This window comes from Ancrocorticia sp., assembly GCF_052089425.1.
GTDB lineage: Bacteria > Actinomycetota > Actinomycetes > Actinomycetales > Actinomycetaceae > Ancrocorticia.
The window spans coordinates 1-17,810 of record NZ_JBQCZW010000038.1 but is presented as its reverse complement, the minus strand read 5'-3'; the positions used below and the strand labels follow the sequence as shown (position 1 = coordinate 17,810).

General features: G+C 61.4%; 16 protein-coding genes and 1 tRNA gene. 8 read left to right on the top strand and 9 right to left on the bottom strand.

Going from position 1 to position 17,810, the window contains the following annotated elements:
- Positions 1–231 precede the first annotated feature (231 nt).
- Together ACTHV6_RS10255 and serS are read right to left on the bottom strand one after the other, a co-directional pair.
- Positions 232–1,080, bottom strand: a complete 849-nt coding sequence (locus tag ACTHV6_RS10255; RefSeq protein WP_441387414.1) for an HAD-IIB family hydrolase — start codon at positions 1,078–1,080, stop codon at positions 232–234.
- A 92-nt stretch (positions 1,081–1,172) separates the two neighbouring features.
- The gene (gene serS, locus ACTHV6_RS10250; protein ID WP_441387413.1) at positions 1,173–2,435 is read right to left on the bottom strand and encodes a serine--tRNA ligase; all 1,263 of its coding nucleotides are present in this window, start codon (positions 2,433–2,435) and stop codon (positions 1,173–1,175) included.
- Positions 2,436–2,465: 30 nt separating this feature from the next.
- Between serS and ACTHV6_RS10245 the strand changes: the two genes are divergently transcribed.
- Complete coding sequence (locus ACTHV6_RS10245) at positions 2,466–3,593, top strand: diacylglycerol/lipid kinase family protein (protein ID WP_441387411.1); 1,128 nt, start codon at positions 2,466–2,468, stop codon at positions 3,591–3,593.
- Between the two features lie 133 nt (positions 3,594–3,726).
- Here the strand turns inward: ACTHV6_RS10245 and ACTHV6_RS10240 are convergent, their stop codons facing one another.
- Complete coding sequence (locus ACTHV6_RS10240) at positions 3,727–4,830, bottom strand: hypothetical protein (RefSeq protein ID WP_441387410.1); 1,104 nt, start codon at positions 4,828–4,830, stop codon at positions 3,727–3,729.
- Positions 4,831–5,332: 502 nt separating this feature from the next.
- Positions 5,333–5,689: an excisionase family DNA-binding protein gene (locus ACTHV6_RS10235; RefSeq protein ID WP_441387408.1), complete on the bottom strand. Its 357-nt coding sequence runs from the start codon at positions 5,687–5,689 to the stop codon at positions 5,333–5,335.
- 322 nt (positions 5,690–6,011) lie between these two features.
- Between ACTHV6_RS10235 and ACTHV6_RS10230 the strand changes: the two genes are divergently transcribed.
- Positions 6,012–6,314, top strand: a complete 303-nt coding sequence (locus ACTHV6_RS10230) for a type II toxin-antitoxin system RelE/ParE family toxin (protein ID WP_441387406.1) — start codon at positions 6,012–6,014, stop codon at positions 6,312–6,314.
- A complete protein-coding gene (locus ACTHV6_RS10225) occupies positions 6,307–6,606 on the top strand; it encodes an addiction module antidote protein (RefSeq protein ID WP_441387404.1) in 300 nt (99 codons plus the stop codon). The genes ACTHV6_RS10230 and ACTHV6_RS10225 overlap by 8 nt, the downstream gene beginning before the upstream one ends.
- Before the next feature lie 149 nt (positions 6,607–6,755).
- Here the strand turns inward: ACTHV6_RS10225 and pheA are convergent, their stop codons facing one another.
- Positions 6,756–7,721 (bottom strand): prephenate dehydratase, encoded by a 966-nt coding sequence (gene pheA, locus ACTHV6_RS10220; RefSeq protein WP_441387403.1) that lies wholly within the window; start codon positions 7,719–7,721, stop codon positions 6,756–6,758.
- A 142-nt stretch (positions 7,722–7,863) separates the two neighbouring features.
- On the opposite strand from pheA, the gene ACTHV6_RS10215 reads away from it, so the two are divergent.
- Positions 7,864–10,248, top strand: a complete 2,385-nt coding sequence (locus tag ACTHV6_RS10215; RefSeq protein ID WP_441387401.1) for a hypothetical protein — start codon at positions 7,864–7,866, stop codon at positions 10,246–10,248.
- Between the two features lie 4 nt (positions 10,249–10,252).
- On the opposite strand, the gene ACTHV6_RS10210 is transcribed toward ACTHV6_RS10215, so the two are convergent.
- Both ACTHV6_RS10210 and ACTHV6_RS10205 read right to left on the bottom strand, forming a co-directional pair.
- The gene (locus tag ACTHV6_RS10210; RefSeq protein WP_441387400.1) at positions 10,253–11,029 is read right to left on the bottom strand and encodes a glycosyltransferase; all 777 of its coding nucleotides are present in this window, start codon (positions 11,027–11,029) and stop codon (positions 10,253–10,255) included.
- Positions 11,030–11,191: 162 nt separating this feature from the next.
- On the bottom strand, positions 11,192–12,049 hold the full coding sequence (locus ACTHV6_RS10205) for a DUF5926 family protein (protein WP_441387399.1): 858 nt from the start codon (positions 12,047–12,049) through the stop codon (positions 11,192–11,194).
- A 341-nt stretch (positions 12,050–12,390) separates the two neighbouring features.
- Between ACTHV6_RS10205 and ACTHV6_RS10200 the strand changes: the two genes are divergently transcribed.
- Complete coding sequence (locus ACTHV6_RS10200) at positions 12,391–14,058, top strand: MFS transporter (RefSeq protein ID WP_441387398.1); 1,668 nt, start codon at positions 12,391–12,393, stop codon at positions 14,056–14,058.
- 13 nt (positions 14,059–14,071) lie between these two features.
- Here the strand turns inward: ACTHV6_RS10200 and ACTHV6_RS10195 are convergent, their stop codons facing one another.
- Entirely contained in the window at positions 14,072–15,076 is a 1,005-nt protein-coding gene (locus ACTHV6_RS10195) for an alpha/beta hydrolase (protein ID WP_441387397.1), read from the bottom strand.
- Positions 15,060–15,698 carry a uracil phosphoribosyltransferase gene (upp, locus tag ACTHV6_RS10190; protein WP_441387396.1) on the bottom strand — a complete coding sequence of 213 codons (639 nt, stop codon included), beginning with the start codon at positions 15,696–15,698 and terminating at the stop codon, positions 15,060–15,062. The genes ACTHV6_RS10195 and upp overlap by 17 nt, the downstream gene beginning before the upstream one ends.
- A 351-nt stretch (positions 15,699–16,049) precedes the next feature.
- On the opposite strand from upp, the gene ACTHV6_RS10185 reads away from it, so the two are divergent.
- The 3 genes from ACTHV6_RS10185 (at position 16,050) to ACTHV6_RS10175 (ending at position 17,756) form a co-directional block, all read left to right on the top strand.
- Entirely contained in the window at positions 16,050–16,448 is a 399-nt protein-coding gene (locus ACTHV6_RS10185) for a nucleoside deaminase (RefSeq protein WP_441387415.1), read from the top strand.
- Between the two features lie 354 nt (positions 16,449–16,802).
- The gene (locus tag ACTHV6_RS10180; protein ID WP_441387395.1) at positions 16,803–17,447 is read left to right on the top strand and encodes an NAD(P)-dependent oxidoreductase; all 645 of its coding nucleotides are present in this window, start codon (positions 16,803–16,805) and stop codon (positions 17,445–17,447) included.
- Positions 17,448–17,666: 219 nt separating this feature from the next.
- A tRNA-Ser gene (locus tag ACTHV6_RS10175) sits at positions 17,667–17,756 on the top strand.
- Positions 17,757–17,810 lie beyond the last annotated feature (54 nt).

The window sequence follows — 17,810 nt, the reverse complement described above, 5'->3', positions numbered from 1 at the left end:
GAGGGATGCTGGGGGCTGATTGGAGGTGGTCTCGCGGGCCGTCGCTGTGGGGAGGGTGGCAAACACGATGGCCACCAGAAGGATTAGCGCGGCAAGAATGCGCGCGAGCATCCTGTGCGGCGCTGCCTTCCCCATAGTTCTCACTACTTCAGTATAGGAGGTGACTCGTGGCTGCCGGGGCATCCACGGTCCCGGTGGGATTCGCCGCAGCTTCTGTAGAGAGATTCGAGCTCAGAAGAGAGATTCGAGCACGTCTGCCAAGCCGTCTTCGCCCACAGGTTTCGTCTGTGCGTCCGCTGCGGCCAGAACACGCGGGCTGGATCCGCCCATCGCCACTCCACATTCGGCCCAGCGAAGCATCTCGCGATCATTGCCGCCATCGCCTACGGCAACTGTAGCCTCCGGGGAAACGCCCAGCGCGATCCGCATGTTCTCAAGGGCGGCGCCCTTGGAGATCCCGAATGGGGAAACGTCCAGCCATGCGGACCAGCCCACGGCGTACTCAACGCCCTCCATCCCAACGGACTGGACGGCGGAGTAGAGTTCCTCGGCGGTCAGCTCAGTGGCTCGGATCGTCAGGCGAGTGGCCGAGGCGACTCCCAGTTGATCGATCGGGAGGATAAGGCTCGGGCCCGAGAGCTCTCCGGGCGGGAAGTCGCGGTTGACCCGGCGTGGGCCGTCCAGCTCTTCCACCGCGATGAGGGCATCGGGTAGGGCCTCGTGAAGCTGGATGATCTGCTCGCGCGGATCGAACGTTGAGTAGCTGAGAACGCGAAAGGCTGAACCCACGTCAAGTGTGCGGAGCTTGGAGCGTGATTCGGCGATCTCCTTGCCACCCAGATGCGGCTCCGGGAGGAAGGTTTCACCAAGCCCTAGAGTGATCGCGCCGTTCGAGCACACGGCCACGCCATCTGTCATACCCAGCTGGCCTAGGGCAAGCTCGGTGCCGTGGATACCGCGCCCGGTGGCGAGCATCAGCTTGGTGCCCGCTTCGAGGTGGGCGTAGATCGCGTCCTTAACTCGCCTAGAAAGTGAGCTGTCGTGGCCCAAGATTGTCCCATCGATGTCTAGGGCGATCATCAGGTCGCTTCCGGCCCTTGGGAGCGCCTTAGTGGCTAGCGCGGCGTGGGCTGAAGGGAGGCCTCCAGCGAGGTCTGTTGAATGAAATTCCATTAAGCTACCGGTTCGAAGTGGTCCTTCCCTCCCAAGTATGGGCGAAGGGCTTCGGGGATATAGAGCGAGCCATCGGCTTGCTGGTGGTTTTCGAGCAGGGCAACGAGCCAACGCGTTGTGGCCAGTGTGCCGTTGAGCGTGGCTGCCGAGGCGTTTTCTCCCTCAAACTTCTCACGAATGTTCAGGCGGCGTGCCTGATACGTGGTGCAGTTGGATGTGGAGGTGACTTCCATAAACCGATTCTGGGTGGGGAGCCACGCCTCGCAATCAAACTTCTGCGCGGCGGAGGAGCCAAGATCCCCGGCGGCCGTGTTGATCACGCGGTAGGGGAGCTCCACCTTGGCGAGCATCTGCTCTTCCAGATTCAGCAGGCGATTGTGTTCCACCATGGAATCCTCGACCCGGCAGTACACGAACATTTCTACCTTGTTGAACTGGTGCACGCGGATGATGCCGCGGGTGTCCTTGCCGTAGGAACCGGCCTCGCGGCGGTAGCAGGAGGACCACCCGGCGTAACGCTTCGGGCCGCCGGACAAATCGAGGATCTCATCCTTGTGGTATCCGGCCAAGGCAACCTCGGATGTGCCCACGAGGTACTGATCATCGGCTGGCAGGTAATAGATCTCATCGGAGTGCGCACCAAGGAATCCGGTGCCGGACATGATGTCCGGGTTCACAAGTGTTGGCGTGATCATGAGGGTGAAACCGTTCGCTTCCGCAAGATCGGCTGCCATCGTCAGGAGGGCTAGCTCCAAGCGGGCGCCCGGGCCCTTCAGGTAGTAGAAACGGGAGCCGGATACCTTCGTGCCCCGTTCCATGTCCAGAGCGCCGAGTCCCTGCGCAACGTCCAAGTGATCCTTGGGCTCAAATCCGAACTCGCGGATATCGCCCACGTGGCGCATAACCTCGTAATCATTTTCGCCGCCGGCGGGAACACCGGGCAGGATCACGTTCTGGATCGCCATGTTGGCCTCGGTGTAGGCGGCATCTGCGGCCTTGGCGGCCTTCTCCAGATCCTCCACCTCTTGCTTCTTCTGCTTCGCTTCAGCAAGGATCGCTGGGCGATCCTCCTTCGAGGCCTTTCCGATGGAGCGCGAGAGTTCCTTTTGAGAGGCACGGGCCGTCTCAAATGCTAGGAGTGCAGAGCGGCGGGCTTCGTCAGCGGCGAGGAGCTCATCCACAGCTTGCTCGCTGTTTCCGCGGCGGCGTTGTGATTCACGCACGGCTTCTGGGTTCTCGCGGACAAATCGGATGTCAATCATAACCTCAAGGATAGCGGTTATGCTGAGCCTATGACGTGGGAGAGTTGGGTCGCGCTGGTCGCATTGGTTGTAGCTGTTGTTACATTGTTCATCGCTGTGTGGCTGCGGGGCCAAATTCAGGCCCTGACACTCCAGCTCAGTTCGCGGCAAGCCCACGCGCCAGAGCCCGATCATCCCCGCCCCGACGGGCCTATCTGCGTGATATACAACCCGTCCAAGGATGCCGATTTTGACGAGATGAAAAGGGTGGTCCGGGAGAGCGCCGCCGATGCCGGGTTTGATGATCCTATCTGGCTCCCTACAACGATTGAGGATCCCGGCAACGGGCAGGTGCGTCAGGCCGTGGAGATGGGGGCATCCGTTGTGATCGCCGCGGGTGGCGATGGCACGGTCCGCGTCGTGGCCGGAGAACTTGCTGGCACTGGCATTCCCCTTGGCATGTTGCCAATCGGCACCGGCAACTTGTTAGCCCGCAACCTCGGGCTCCCTCTTGACTCCATCCGTAACCTTGCCTCCGTGGCCGTGACAGGGCGTTCGCGCCGTGTAGACGTGGGGTGGATGGAAGCCGATCAGCCCTCCGATGCGGCGCTTGCCGCCATCAAGGAGCTGGATTCGGAGGGAGAGCCCTTCGTTGGGAAAGTAGCCTTCGTGGTGATTGCCGGGCTGGGATTCGACGCTCAGGTGATGGGAGGGGCCGATGACGATTTGAAGCGCGTTCTCGGCTGGTCCGCGTACGTGGTTTCCGGCGTCAAGCACCTGAAAGAAAAGCGGCTGGTTGCCACCGTGGCAACAGGTTCCCACGAGATCCCGATCGAGGCCCGCTCCATTATGTTCGCCAACTGCGGCGGATTGCCCGGCGGCTTGATGCTCGCGCCCGATGCGCGAATTGATGATGGTTGGCTAGACATCGCAGTATTGGATACCAAGGCAGGCATCTGGGGCTGGGGCGATCTCGTGCGGCGTATCGGCCTTCAGAAGTTCGGTGTGCAGGACAAAATGCTTCCCGAAACCGGTTCCATTGACTTCCGGCGCACGCAGAGCGCTCGGGTGAAGATCGAGGAGCCAGAGCAGGTGCAAGCCGATGGTGATCCGCTCGGCTGGGCCACCGATGTCACGGCAACTGTTCAGAAGGGCGCGTTGTTAGTCCGCGTAGGCTGATCTCTAGCGGCCTGCCGTTCGCTACTAGCACTGGCCGCCAGCGGTCGGTCAGTCTCGATTCAACGGCGCGCCGTTAGTAGCGGGCCCCCGGGAGTGGTTGGCCCGCATAAGTTCAATGCCTGTGCGTGCGCCGTTAGTAGCGGGCCTCCCACGTGACACTGAGGTTCTCGGCTGTGAGATCGACGGTCGGTAGGAGGACGCCAGCGCCGGTCATGACCGAAACCCGCCACGAGCCGTCGCCTTTGGTGACGTCAGTTTCGACCGATACATCAATGAATGTGCGGCTGGAGGCATGGGCGGGTTTGTCCGGATCGAGCTCTACTTCGAGGCTATCCAGTGCGGCGTCGCCCTTTTCCGTGAGTGTGCGCTCAACGGTCCCGTCAACGGCTTTCTCTCCGTTCGCGAAAGTACCGCTGACATCCATGCCGCAGGGAGTGCTCAGAGTTGTCAACGCCAAGCACTCGGTCAGGTCTGCTCGCACGATCTCTCGGTATTCTTTAACAGCCTCGTCAGTTAGTTTCGCGGTCACCTGGGTCTCGGTCTTTTCGTGGAGCAGGAGCACATCCGAATCGCCTTCAAGGGCGACTCGCTCACTACCGAAACCTACGTCATATGCACCGATGAACACCCGCTCTGTCTCGCCCATAGGAACGCCGTTGAGCGATGGCGAGAGGCCGGCAACCCGTCCAAATGACACGAGTGCGAGCCCGTTGCTGATGCTCCATTCTTGTGGATCGCTCACTTGGCGTGATCCGACCGAAAGGGAAAAGTCGCGGTCTACCCGTGTCTCGCCGAGCATGAAGGTGGCAGGAACTGTCGCGCTGACAATACCTGATTCCTCACTCACGACGATTGCGCTTTCATCTACTGCTATATCGCTGATTGGCGCGAGTTCCCGAGACTTGGCTAGTACTTCTTCGTTCAGCTGGCCGTGATCCCGTTCTACCCATACAAAGGACCTCGCAGTTTCGGCATCGCCCTCCGAGAGCGCCGTGAGGTAGGTGGTGAGCGCTTCGGCTGATGCAGCTTCGGGATTGCTGTCAGCTCCACTTGTGCCACCGGTCATTCTCATGGCCACGGCGATGAGCGCGATGATAATCGCCACCACTCCGACGATGCCAGCAATCCGGCCCGTGGAGTACCGCCTTTTGGCGCGTTCTTGACGCGGAGGTTCGTTCGCCATGAAGGCTGTCTGCTGTTCGTCACGCGGCTGTGCGCCATCGCCCCAGTCGTTCATGTCTGAGAGTTTAATGGAAGCTTTCGGTAACGGCAGCGCTGTCCAACATGCGCAGGCTCACCTAGGACTGTTCGCCCCGAATTTGAGGACGACGACGGAGCCCCACGCCCGTTTGTGTGTTGGCTAGTCGTGGATCGGGACGTCATGCCCGAGTGTCATGCACCAGAGAATTCGGCCCACATTAACCGGGAATGTGCTCCTAACCGATTCAACACATTCCGGTTGACGGCGTGCCCTGGGATTGCAAATGCCCCTCCGCCTTGAGAGACGAGAGTGGTGCGAAGCCTACGAGGGGTTGTCTGTTGTGCAGTCTTCGCAGAGACCGAGCCGCGAGACAGTGAGCCCGGCCTTCAAGCATCGGAGCTGGCGGTTGGCCTCCGCTTCGACGTAGCCACTCCAAGTGACACCGTACCCGCTCGCGTCGGCGGCGAGCATCAGCAGCGTGCGCGTGACAGGTTTGGCTAGGACGTTGGCGTCAAGAGGGACGGTGAACGTCGGCCCGCTACTCGTCATCGAACAGTTTGGCTTCGATGTCATCCATCGACGCCGCGACCGCTCCTGTCATCGAGTCCTTCCACAAGCGGCGGTATTCCGGGTAGGGAACGTGATGTCGGTTGCCGACCTTGACTGACTGGATCGTACCGTCCGCGATTCGCCGCGACACCGTCGAACGCGAAAGGTTCAACCCGCGTGCCACTTCGTCGGGAGTAAGGGTGGCGACCTCGGTGCTCACGACGATCGTCTTTCCTTCGGCTGACGCACCGCGAACGAAGTCGATCAACGCCCTCTCCCACACCGACTCCCCGCTGGGGGAACCCTGCACCGCGTCCGGCGCCAACGTCATTACTTGCGTATTCATAACGCCAGCCTACTACCAGAATGCACAGAATGACATACTAACTGTGCATCTCTATCTTCGCCGGCGCCTGCGCTTACACTGCCGCTCCGCCGGTAGGGAATCGCTCAACTATTTTCTGCCACACGTCTTTCAACCAGAGGTGGAGCGACCTTTATCGCACCATAAGTAGGTTACGGCGCACACCGTTCTACACGGGCAACGGCTCATAGCAATAGACTGAGACCCGCGTAATCACGCGGAAGCAGACGGAACTACTTTTGCGTCCGTGCAGGGTTCTCAACTCGGTGTGGTGCCGCTTGAGGATGTGAACTACAGTTAACACATGGTTGAGGTTGTCACAAGTGCAACGTTTGATCGGTGGTTGCGCAGATTGCGGGATCGACGGGCGGTTGGTCGTGTTATGGCGCGGATCGATCGACTTGCTGCTGGCAATCCTGGCGACGTCAGAGCGGTAGGGGCTGGTGTCTCCGAGCTGCGCATCGACTATGGCCCCGGTTACAGGGTCTACTACCTGCAGCGCGGTTCACAACTGATAGTTCTACTGTGCGGTGGAGACAAATCAAGCCAACCACGCGACATTGAGAATGCGCATCGGATTGCGAAGGAGTGGAAGAACAATGAATGATACGAGGGAAACGTTCGCGCCGTACGACGGTGCTGATTATCTGGGGGATCTTGATACTGCCGCTGCGTATCTCGAAGCGACTCTTGAAGATGGAAACGATCCGGCGCTCGTTGCTCAGGCATTGGGAACGATCGCCCGCTCCGGCAATCTCAGCCAACTTGCACGCCGGGTTGGCATGAGCCGTGAAGGTCTCTACAAGGCACTTTCGGCTGATGGTAACCCAACCTTCGCGACGATTGTTAAGGTCTCCGAAGCACTCGGACTGAAGCTACATTTCGAACCAGCACACTAGAACCCCCGGAACTACGCGGAATTAGGCGGGAAGGATCGCATCCACATCATGCCGATTGACCGACTCTGGCGAACAGTCGAGCCCTAGTAGTTTATGAGACTGGGGCGAGAGGTCATGCGTCCTCACAGGTTTTAGTTCGGGCGCGGCGCCTAGTCGTGGATCGGGACGTCATGCCCGAGCAGGCTAGCCACCCAGCCGCGTGCCGAGATGAAGTCCGAATCGGCCGTTCCCGGCTCCGGCCGCACCCGCTCACCCGTGGCTGAGGGATACGAGCCGAGGAAGATGACCGACGGGCACACTCTGTGAAGGCCAATCAACACGGCCTGGATTCGTTCGTCATCCAGATGCCCCTCGGCATCGATGGAGAAGGCATAGCGGCCCATAAGATCACCGATTGGGCGGGATTCGATGCGCGAGAGGTTCACTCCGCGAGCACTGAACTGTTCGAGCATGGTCAGCAAGGCACCCGCCTCATCCGATGGCAGCTGAACCATCAGCGTTGTCTTGTCTGCACCGGTACGCTCGGGCTGGCGGCCGGGGAGGGCCGCCATGATGAATCGGGTGACGGCATGGGGGTTATCGGCAACATCTGAGCTGAGGATCTCTAGCCCGTATTCAGCGGCTGTGGGTACTGGGCACAGGGCAGCCTCGAAGCCTGCATCTGTCCCGTGTGAGGAAAGAAGCTCGGCTCCGGCCGCCGTTGAGGTGGCGGGCACATGTACGGCATCCGAAAGATGCTCGGAAATCCAGCCCCGGCACTGAGCCCACGCATGAGGATGAGTTGCGATGCGGTGAACATCCTCGATCCGCGTGCCCGCGCGAACCGCCAGCGCGAACCGGATCGGCACCAGCATCTCCGCCTTGATCTCGAGGCGCTGCCCATGGATCAGGGTGTCCAACGTGGCGTTAACCCCGCCCTCAACCGAATTCTCGATAGGAACTACCGCATAATCAACTTCTTGTTCGCGCAGCATTTTCAGAGCGCTAGGAACGTCCAATGCAGGAACTAGCTTCGCCGTTTCATCTGCCACTTGCATCGTGGCGGCGTGACAGAACGTGCCGCGGGGACCCAGAAACGAAAATCGCAACTGCCCTTGGGTAGTGTGCTCGCTCATTGCATCCCCTTTCCGTGCGGTGCCTGATTCCCAGTGGTACCCGGATGGATACCGTTCATATACGAATGAATCCTGAACACCCTATCGTCTTGGGATAGGTCGCGGTGAAACAGGCCGCGTGGTGGTCAGTTAGTCTTAATGCATGGTTCGAGTATTACGTTCAGCCGCGGGAGCACTGCTTGCCGCCCTGTGCGCCATACTCTTCGCAGTGGCTCCGGCTGCCGCAGATACCCAGAAAGCGGAAGGCGTTTCGGGTGCGGAAGAACCCGTCGTCGTCGTCGGTTTTTCTGGACTACTGTGGCGCGATATTACACCGGAAAATACTCCCAATCTTTATTATTTTCTCGACTCGGCCGCGGGTGCCAACATCGTGACGCGGACCGTGGAGGAGACCACGTGCCCGAGCGAGGGGTGGCTGACGATCGGCGCCGGGCAGCGGGCGATCGATCCCACGAACGGGTGCCAGCAAATGGGCGCGGCGAACTGGGATGGGCTGGCCGATGCGAACCGCGATAGCAACTACAAGGCCGAACTGGGGCTGTTGGGGGACACGTTGGAGGGCCGGGATCTTGCGGCGATCGGCCCTGGCGGCGCCCTCGCGCTCACCGATTCTGGCGGAGAGTTCACGGGCGAATACCGTGAACTCGGGGCGATTCCCGGCAGCGTGGAGGGCACGGACCCGTACGGTTCAGACCCCGAGAGTGGGGCCGCCGGTGCCGCGTTCGCGGACGTTGCCGAAAACGATCTCGTTGCCATAGATCTTGGCGCCATCCGTTACCCCGGCGATGAGTTGAGTCCAGCAGGCACTCAGGGCGAGGAGTTCCGGCCGCGCGGTGCGATCGATAAGTTCCTCGCCGCATTCAAGGGAACCGGCGCCCCACCGGCGGAAGTTGTGCCGCAAGCCGCCGCCCTAGACGCGCGTTTCGGTGCGGTGATGGACGCCGTGGATGAACTAGCGCCCGATGCCCGGATCCTCGTGGTGTCCGTTGGTGATGCGCAAACCGCGGCGCCGCAGCTGGGATTTATGAGTGTGCGTGAGGGCGGGGCAGGTGCTGACGGCGATCAGGAACATCCCGTGGCCGGTGGCGAACTCGCGAGTTCAGATGCCACGCGGCAACCCGGGCTGGTTCAGCTGACGGATGTATTTCCCACGCTGGTCTCGTGGCTCGAACCCGATGCGCCCGTGCTTGAGCGGGTGGTGGGTTCCCAGATTCAAGCCGGTGGAGGCGGCAGCGAGAGCGGCGGTGGAGCCGTGCGTGATGGGGGTGCGCGTGATGGAGCCGTGCGTGATGCGGGTGCCGAGCCTGCTGGCGCCCCGGAATCAGACGAGGTGGCGAGCGAACGGGCCGATGGGTTGATCTCACGGTTGGCCGATGATCAAGAGCGATCGGAGAACGTGCGTCCATTTGTGGGGCCGTTCTACGTTGTGGTGCTTGCGATGGCCAGCGTTGCTGGAGTTGTGGCACTGAAATTGATGCGTAGGCGGATCGGGGCGCCGGTGCCGCGCGGGCTTTCGCGGTTCGTGGCGTGGGTGGCGGCCCTGCCGGTGGCTTCGCTGCTGATCAACGCGCTGCCGTGGTGGCGGTTTGCAGTGCCCGGAATCGCGCTATTTGTTGGGATCGGACTGATTGCAGCTTTGATCGCGGCCGTTGCCTACATGCTGCCTCGCAACGATAAGGTTCAGGCGCCCATCGCCATCATCGGGGCGATCACGGCGATCACCCTGATTGTGGACGTCCTTCTGGATTCAGCGACTAGCCACTATTCCCTCCAGCTTTCCTCTCTCCTCGGGACTCAGCCTCAGGTTGGTGGGCGTTTCTACGGGCTGAGTAACGCCTCATTTGCCATCATGGCCGCCGGGCTGATTCTTGCTATCTCTTATGTGGCGGCCCGGTTGCCGAAACGCGCTGGCATTGCAGCACTCGTTGTGACGGGGATCGCGGTTGTTATCGTGGACGGTACCGCCACCCTAGGTGCCGATTTCGGGGGGCCGCCCGCACTGGTTCTCGGATTCGTGCTGGCCGGATTACTTATCTACGGCGTTCGGCTCACACCGTGGTGGATCCTCGGGACGCTTCTGGCCGCCGGCGCCACGTCACTCCTCTTCTCCTTTGTGGATTACCTTCGCCCAGCCACCGAGCGCTCGCATTTGGGCCGATTCATTCAGACCGTTCTGGATGGCGGCGGCTTTGACGTAGTGACACGCAAGCTCTCCCAGTCCCTCTTTGGGCTGCCATGGTGGCTGGCGGTCATCGTGTTTGTCCTTGCCGGCGCGATTGCCATCCTCTGGTGGTACCGCCGCACGCCCCGGCCATCGAGCGAACCCGAGCACCTCGGGCAACTCGCGTGGCAGGGCATTCCGCTACTGCGTCACACAACGTTCCCGGTGATCGCCACACTCGTCTTTGGAATGGTGATCAACGATTCGGGCGTGGTAATTCCCGCGATTGGGATGACCGTTGCCGGGCTGCTCTGGGCCGCGGGGGCGCTAGAGCACGCGGGGACCGTTGGGCGCGCGAGCGCCTGAGCGCCTACTCGAACGCGTTGTAGGGCGCGAAATCTTCGCTTAGGGATTTAGGGCGCAGAGAGCGAGGGACTTTGACGCGGCGGATCCTGCGCGAATCAACGGCGCTCCTGACGCCTCGGTACTGGCTGGCGCGATGAAGGTTGCCGGCCAGATCGTTGGCGGTGGCGCGGTGCTGGAGATCGCATTCAACTTCCTCCAGCGTGTAGCCAGCAACCAGTAGGTCGATCGTCATGCCCACTTCCACGCCCCAGCCTTTGGCAAGCGGGCGGGCGGCCTCGAACGCTGAACGAGTGAGGCAACGCTGCCCGGAAATGGGTTGGCGCGGGCGCCAACCAGTGGCGCGCTCGATGGCTTTGCGGGCGAGGCCTGTGACTAGGCCATGGCCGCCGGCTCCCTTCTGAGGCGGAAGCGCCGCAATCGTGCAATCCACGTCACCGGATCGGACCGGAGCTACGAGTGGTGCGGTTTCTACTGCCGAATCACCAAGATCTGCATCGATAAACAAGAGGAGGCGCGCTGGGCGGCCCACGGTATCGCGCATGGCAACAACGGAAGCACCGGTCTCCATGGCGGAGGCTTTACCTCGATTGACCGAGTGGCGAATCACGGTGGCGCCGGCGAAACGCGCGGCATGCAGAGTGTCATCCTCCGAGCCGTCGTCCACCACAACCACAAGATCCACAAAGGGAATAGCGCGCGAGGCACGGATGGTTGCTCCAATCCGATCCTCTTCGTCCTTGGCTGGAATAATGACGGCTACTCGTTGATCTTTCTCGGTCACGTGAACAGCCTATAACCAAATGCGGGTGAAACCCTGAATAAGTAGCGAACTTGGCATAAATTGCGCCCATGTTCCTCATGATGAGACGGCAGCCGCCTGAACCGGCCACCTGAGAGCCGCGCGCCCACGTGTGGACGCGGCAACCCGCCCTACCGGGCGCGCCTACCTGAGCGTGACCTGACGCGACACGATTCCGGCTCGGGCGCGCTTCTCATCGGCAGTCAGCGGCTCCGTTGAGGCGATTGCCGCATCGAACGCTTCTGCAAACTTCGCCATGGGCTTCTCGAGTTCATCGGCCTCGGACCCGGCCTGGAGCTGCCACACGGGGATAAGCAGGCCCTGAGCGCGGAAGGCACCAATAAACCGCGATTCGTCAAAGCTAGCGGTGCCGGCGGTGCGCATCCGAGCGAGTGCATCCAGCACCGCATCGCGGGATTCGGGCCGGACATAGCGAACGAATTCGTGGGACATCCGGCACCAGTAGGCGCCGGGAACGCCAGCGATGGCGCGCGTGGGGACAAGCTGCTCGCGAGAATCGGCCAACGCCTGCTGGTTGTCCGGCTTCGCGGCCTCCTCGGGAGTCATCCAGAAATCGGGCTGCTGGTACATGGTGAACTCGCCGAAGCTCGCAATCACGTCCTGAAGGCGCGGCCCGGGTTCGGGCTGCTCGGAGATCTCCAAGCTGGAGCCCGGCTTCAGCTCAAGGCCCTTGAGGATGCTGGTGGCGATATCCAAGGAGGCGTCACCGGAACTCATGACGGTTTGAACGGCTACAAGAAGTACGCCGTCCTCGCGCCGGATCGCCGATGCCATGCCGGGCAGGATAGTGGTGAGCGTCAGGGCTTCGCCGCCGTGTTCGGCACTGACAGTTGCCTCCAGAGTGGCCAACGGAAGGATTTCCCGCATGGCAACCAGCTCGGCCTCGGGGGCCAGATCCTCAAACGGACGCTCAACGAAGGGGATAATGACGCGCTTCTTCTTGGCGGGACGATCCGCATTGCGGCGATTCTTCTTGGACATCGTGACCTCTCTCTGGTGCTCGATAACAGAGTACGTGGTGCCCGGCGTACACCCAAGTTGGAAGGCCAGCCGCCCACCCGCGCTGAAACACCCAAACCGGCGGAATCCCCAGAATCCGAGAACCCCGCCACACCTGAGGATTCTCCATTGAAAAGCCCTGATAAAGGGCGTAGAAAATTCAGGTTAAACAGTTCGCGCCGTCCCGCCCCTGCATACAGGATGCCCCGTCGCGCGCGAATTGAGCGGATGGATGCGCCGGCCCATTGAACGGCCGGGACGCCCGCCGAGGAACCGAAGAGCCGACGAACTGAAGAACAGTCAAGACAAGAGGACACCACAAGATGAGCAAAGCAGGAACAGGAAAATCGGCAGACGCCCCACAGAAGGTGATGACGGTTTTCTTGAGCCTCCTCGCGGCTCAGTTCGTTTCCTCCATGTCCAACACGATTATTTCCAACGCGATGCCGGTAATCGTGGCACAGATCGGCGGCAATGCTGTCCAGTACACGTGGGTGATCACGGCTGGAATCTTGGCAAATACGATCGCCACCCCGATCATCGGTAAGCTTTCGGACCTCTTCGATAAGAAGAAGCTTTTCATCGTCTCGCTGGTCCTTTTCGCTGTGGCAAGCCTGCTGTCCGGCCTGTCCCAAAGCGCAAACCAACTGATCGCCTCCCGCGTTCTGCAAGGGATCGGCATGGGCATGATGATTACGCTCACCACGGTTATCATGGCCACGATCGTCTCCCCGCGTGAGCGCGGCAAGTACAACGGCTACATGGCGGCCTCCATGGCGGTTTCCACGGTGGCCGGCCCACTCATTGGTGGCCTCATCGTGGATACCGTTGGCTGGCAGTGGTGTTTCTGGGTGCCGATCCCGTTCGTCATCGTGGTGATGTTTGTGGTTGCCGGGCGCCTGAAAGTTCCCACGGTGCACGAGGGCAAGGCACACATCGATTTCTTGGGAATCGCCCTGATCGGCGCAGCCGCGGCGTCCCTGCTCATCTGGATCTCCTCCGAGGGCCGTGATTTCGCGCTAGACGCCCCGGTCTCCATCGCCCTGATCCTGATCTTCGTGGTCTCTACAGCTCTTTTTGTTTTCGTGGAATCCCGCGCGAAGGAACCGCTGATCCCGCTTTACCTGTTCCGCAACCGCACCCTCGTGCTCTCCATCGTGGCCTTCGTTGCGCAGGGCATCGCAATGTTCTCCATCGCCGTGTTCCTCGGCCAGTACTTCCAGTACGGACGCAGCTATTCGCCAACGGCCTCGGGCCTCATGACCATCCCGCTCATGCTCACGATGATGGCCGCCTCCACGATCATTGGCCGCCGTACCACGGCAACGGGGTACTGGAAGCGCTATGTCATGGGCGGGCTTGCCGCGATGGTGGTTGGCTTGCTCATGTTCTGGCCGGTCACCGCCCACACCAATCTGGTGTACATCGGGGTAGCGATGGCTATCTTGGGCGGGGGAATGGGCGCCGGAAACACGCTGATGGTGGCTGTCCAGAACCTCGTGGGCCTGAAGGTGATGGGCGCGGCCACCTCAACGGTCATGTTCTTCCGCACGCTTGCCGGCGCGATGGGAATCCAGCTGCTCGGGCGCGTGTATCAAACACACGTCCGCGACGATATCGTGGGCCAGCTCGGTGCCATGCCAGAAACGAGCGGCGCCGGTGAGCTCGATTTCGCCGCACTTCCCGATCCCGTGGAGGCAGTTGTTCGCGAATCCTACGGCCGCGAGCTGGGCATGGTATTCGTTGTTATGGCGGCGTTTGCGCTGGCCGGCTTGATCGCGGTGAGCTTTGTGAAGGGTACGTCTCTACGCAGCTCGGTTGATCTGGGCCAGGTCAAGCAGATCCTCGAGCAGGAGGACGATATCGTGGACGGCCGCTCCCACACGATCACCGATGGCGTGAGCCTAGATAACGCACGCACGTCCGGCGCGGTTTCGCCCGAAGAGAGTCCGGAGAATAAGGACGACGACGGCGAATCCTCCGCCTCGTAGCCCTCCCCAGCATCTACAGAGAGCCCAGAGCCCACTCGATGGTGTCGCGAGTATAGAAATCGCGTGCCGGACGGGGTGAGAGGGCCAGATCATGTATGCTGCCCGATATTTCGAGGAGTTGTGCGTGCGGCGATAGCCTGAGCGCTAGGCGCTTCATGTCCTCAACATTGAGAACACAATCGCTGGAGGTCAGTTCGGCGGGGCTTGGGTGCTTGCTGTTGCCCGAGTGATCCGAATGCGCCACCAGAACTGGCTCATGGATTGTGATGGTACCGTTGGCGATTTCCGCGTGTGCGCGCCGCACGGTTCGCCAGAATCCCGCCAGCACACGGACCGGTTCAAGTGGCTTGTGATCAGGGTTGAAGTTCCACTCCCCGCCATACGAGCTGTGCAGGCTGCGCGCATATTCAGGGTTCAACTGGGAAATGATCATACGCGGGGTCACCCTGCCGATCCTGTCAGCAGCCCGGGTCAGCACCGTCTTCTCATGCTCGGGCCCATTGTGATCCAGCCACGGGGAATTGAGAATCACCGCGGCAACTCTGCCGGGATTCTCGTTGGCCCACAGGGCCGCCTGTAACCCGCCCGTGGAATGCCCGATGAGGATCACCTGCGAGGCGCCGAGTTCCCTCTGAATGTAGGACACAGCCCCGGAGATTTCCTCATTCCTCACGTGCAGATCGCGGATATCATCCCGCGAGGGTCCCGCGCGCAAGGCCCTGCCAGAACGGCGGAAGTCCAGCCCGATCAACGGGACGTCATATGCCGCCCACGCCGCCGCCTGCTCCGTATGGAAAAAGGTGTCCTGAAAGCCAGGAAGGTACAGGACGGCAATTCCGGAGCGCGCCACGCGCTCCGCCGCATCATACTCATGGACCAACACCGCAACGTCGGGGCGGCCGGGAGGGGCTCCGCCGTCGTCGTCGTTCAAAAACAGCGTTCTGGCCTGCCACGACGGGCCGAGGTAATCGGGCGCCGGGCCGGAAACGCGCATTGTTCCGCTAGTCAATAACTCCATAGAGGCGATCTCCTGCATCACCCAATCCCGGAACGATGTACCCCTTTTCGTTGAGGTGATCGTCCAAGGCGGCCATGAAAATGGTGACGTTCGCGCGGTTACCGATGGCCTTTTCGAGGTTCCGCAGGCCCTCCGGGGCGCCGAGGAGGCACACGCAGGTGACGTCGCGGGCGCCGCGCTCAAGCAAATAATTCACCGAATCGATCAGCGTGGCACCCGTTGCCAGCATCGGATCCAGCACGTAGCACTGGCGGCCAGAAAGATCATCCGGCAGGCGGTTCGCGTAGGTGATCGCCTGCAGCGTCTCCTCATCGCGCTTGAGCCCGAGGAAGCCAATCTCCGCAGAAGGCAGCAGCTTGGACATTCCCTCAAGCATGCCAAGGCCCGCTCGCAGAATGGGCACCACGATGGGGCGCGGCAGAGCGAGCTTGACGCCAGTGGTCTCCGCCACCGGCGTTTTAATCTGTACTTCGTCAACGCGCGCATCGTGAGTCGCTTCGTAGGCGAGAAGCGTCACGAGCTCATCAACCAGTTGGCGGAACACCGCCGATGGTGTTCGTTCATCACGCAGCAACGTGAGCTTGTGGGCTACCAGAGGATGATCAATGATCTCAATGCGCATGGCCATAATCTACCAGCTTGCTCGCGGTTTCAACGTGGGATCTCGGGGAACTATGTCCGGTGGATGCGTGTGGGAAATTGAACCGCATCAACCACGACGTTGACGCCGAACGGTCTGGGCGGTGGATGCGTGTGGGAAACTGGCACCATGTACGAAACGGAGCGGCACTGGCTTGGCGTGGCGATTGGATTAGCCGATCGTGCCTGCGCCGGAGGGGACGTGCCCGTTGGGGCCGTGGTTCTTGGGGCGGATCGGGAGCCTCTCTCTTCTCCCGCGGGTGAGGGTGGGGTGTTCGAAGATCGTGGTGGGGAGCTCGAAGGTCAGGGGGAGACGGCGGAGAGTCAAAGCGTACTGCTCGGCGCTGGACGTGGACTCGATGCTGGGCGTGTGCTTGGTGCTGGATGTGTGCTTGGTGCGGGTTGGAACACGCGTGAGGCGCAGAACGATCCCGCCGGGCACGCGGAAATCATGGCGCTGCGCGCGGCTGCGCGGGCGCGCGGTTCGTGGCGGCTGGATGATTGCGAGCTGTACGTGACGCTTGAGCCGTGCACCATGTGCGCTGGAGCGATTGTTGCGGCGCGGATCAGGCGTGTGGTGTTCGGGGCGTGGGATCCCAAGGCCGGGGCGGCCGGTTCCGTTCGGGATGTGCTGCGCGATTCGCGGCTCAACCATCAGGTTGAAGTGGTGGGCGGCGTGCGCGAAGAAGAATGCGCGCGGCAATTGAGGGAGTTCTTCGATGGGCGGCGCTGACTGGCTTTTGCGCGTTGGGCGGAGCAAGGCCGGTGACCAGAGGAGTTTGCGCGTTGGGCGGAGGCAGGTCAGAGATCGGAGGAGTGCGCGCGTTGGAGAACAGAAGAGTGTGCGCGGCATCGCTGGAGGTCGATAGCCCGTTGGGTCGTAGTCGGGTGAAAACGAGGTGCACTGAACGTTCTCACAGAGCCGATCAGGGAATACTTCTCATGCGTTCAGCTGGGTCCTATGCTGAAGAGTAGGTGCTGGGTACTGGCTGGCTACGGCATTTATTGCCGAGGCAGGCAGTGCAAGTGTCGGGGCATTCGGGCTCTCGGCGCCCAACGGTAACCCCAACGTGGGAGAGGATTTTCAATGGCACATGTAGTTGTTCTTGGTGGATCGGGATACGCGGGCAGTCATATCGCTGCCGAGGCGGCAAAGCGCGGACTGTCCGTGACCTCGTGGTCGCGATCATTGCCCGATGAGCAGGTCAGTGGCGTCACCTACCGAACCGGGGATGTCCTCAACCTGTCCGTACTAGAAAACGCCGTGAGCGATGCGGACGTGGTTGTTGGGGCGCTTTCCCCGCGCGGCGCGCTCGATGGAAAGATGCGCGAGGTGTACTCGAACGCGGCGCGCTTCGCTGAGGTTGCCGGCGCGCGCTTTGGCGTTGTGGGCGGCGCTGGATCGCTGCTCGTATCCGAGGGCGGGCCGACCGTATCTTCTGGACCCGACTTCCCAGAGGCCTTCCAGTCCGAAGCCGCCCAGCTGGCCGACGTTCTTGGCGATCTACGTGCCAACGATGGCCAGCTCGATTGGTTCTTCCTCTCTCCCGCAGGTACCTTTGGCGCCTATGCCCCCGGCGAGCCCACCGGTAGCTACCGCCTTGGCGGCGATGTGCTGGTGACTGACGAAAATGGCGAGTCCTTCATTTCCGGGGCAGATTACGCACAGGCATTCGTTGACGAAATCATTAAGCCCGCCCACCATCGCCAGCGTTTCGCTGTGGCTCACTAGACCTAGTTCGCGTCCAGCCACGTATTCGCCATTGTCTGAGAGCGAGGCGCGGCTGGCGCTGGTGGGAATGGTTCTCCGTCGCATACTCCGCATGGTGTGGGTTCGAGACCTCTGTCCGTGTGGGTTCGAGGCCTCTGCCCAGTGAGTGGGATGTCACCTGAGCTGCTGGTGGTGATGATTGGCGCCAGCACGCGGCTGTGAGGTAACCTCATTAGCCGAGGTAGCGTGTCCGAGCGGCCGAAGGTGCAGCACTCGAAATGCTGTGTGGTGTCACAGCCACCGTGGGTTCAAATCCCACCGCTACCGCCATGTGCTGTCGCAGGACATTGGAATAGGGCGAACCCTCATTTTGTGGGTTCGCCC